This window comes from Bartonella sp. AP57NXGY, from assembly GCF_042195805.1.
GTDB lineage: Bacteria > Pseudomonadota > Alphaproteobacteria > Rhizobiales > Rhizobiaceae > Bartonella.
The window spans coordinates 1-1,060 of sequence record NZ_JBHIOZ010000354.1 but is presented as its reverse complement, the minus strand read 5'-3'; the positions used below and the strand labels follow the sequence as shown (position 1 = coordinate 1,060).

At 38.1% G+C, this 1,060-nt stretch carries 1 protein-coding gene; it reads right to left on the bottom strand.

Annotated features, from left to right (window positions below):
• Positions 1–1,060, bottom strand: a 1,060-nt coding sequence (locus ACFIL8_RS10830; protein ID WP_375689777.1) for an efflux RND transporter permease subunit, incomplete at both ends; no start/stop codon positions are given.

Genomic DNA, 1,060 nt, shown 5'->3' with positions numbered 1-1,060 from the left:
CATTAATATCTTTCACGATTTCTTGCTGACTCCGTAAACGTTTATCCCAAGATGAAAGCAATAAAATCAAAAAAGCAGTATTGGGTGAACCGCCAGCACCCGCAATAGAGTAACTGTTAGCAATCTCCCCTGCATCACGTAATGGCTGTAGACTTGCTTCAATTTGCTCTATTTGCTCGTTCAAATATTGTGTTGAAATACCTTGTGGTCCATTAATAACCAAAAAGATCACAGCTCTGTCTTCTGCTGGCGTTAATTCCTGTTGTAGCTTCGTATAGCCTCCAACACAAAGACCCGCAAAAATAAGTGAAGCAAAAACAACAGCCCAAGGCTTTTCTAAACACTTATGCAAACTGTAAGTATATGCCTTATGAAAAAAAGTACCTAATTTATATAAAAAAGCAAAATGATGGGACTTTTCCTCTTTTTCCTCAATATGTTCTTTGAGAAAACGCGAAGCCAACATTGGACAAAGCGTTAAGGCAACAACTGAAGAAAGCAAAATAGAAATTGCCAAAACAAAACCAAATTCTCTAAAAAGACCTCCAACTTGCCCAGGAAGAAAGGAAATAGGAACAAACACAGCCACTAATGTCAATGTTGTTGCTAAAACAGCAAAAAATACTTCACGTGTTCCTATCACCGCTGCTGCTCTGGAACCTAATCCCATATTGCGCCACCGAACAATATTCTCAAGAACAACAATGGCATCATCCACAACAAGCCCTGTTGCTAAAACAAGTCCTAAAAATGTGAGAATATTCAATGAAAACCCTACAAGATAAATAGCCGCAATGGTACCAATCAAAGCGACAGGAAGAGATAAAGCAGGTATCAGCGTTACACGAATGTCTCTGAGAAAAAGAAAAATGACCAAGATAACGCTCAAAATAGCAATGACCAACGCAACTTCAACCTCATGAAGAGCGCTTTTAATAAAAATTGCATCGTCATTAATAACGTCTATATTTACAGAAGAAGGAACAATACTTTTGAGATTATCAACAACGGCTCTCACACCTTCAGAAATATTAAGAGTGTTGGATTGTGCTTTACGCAC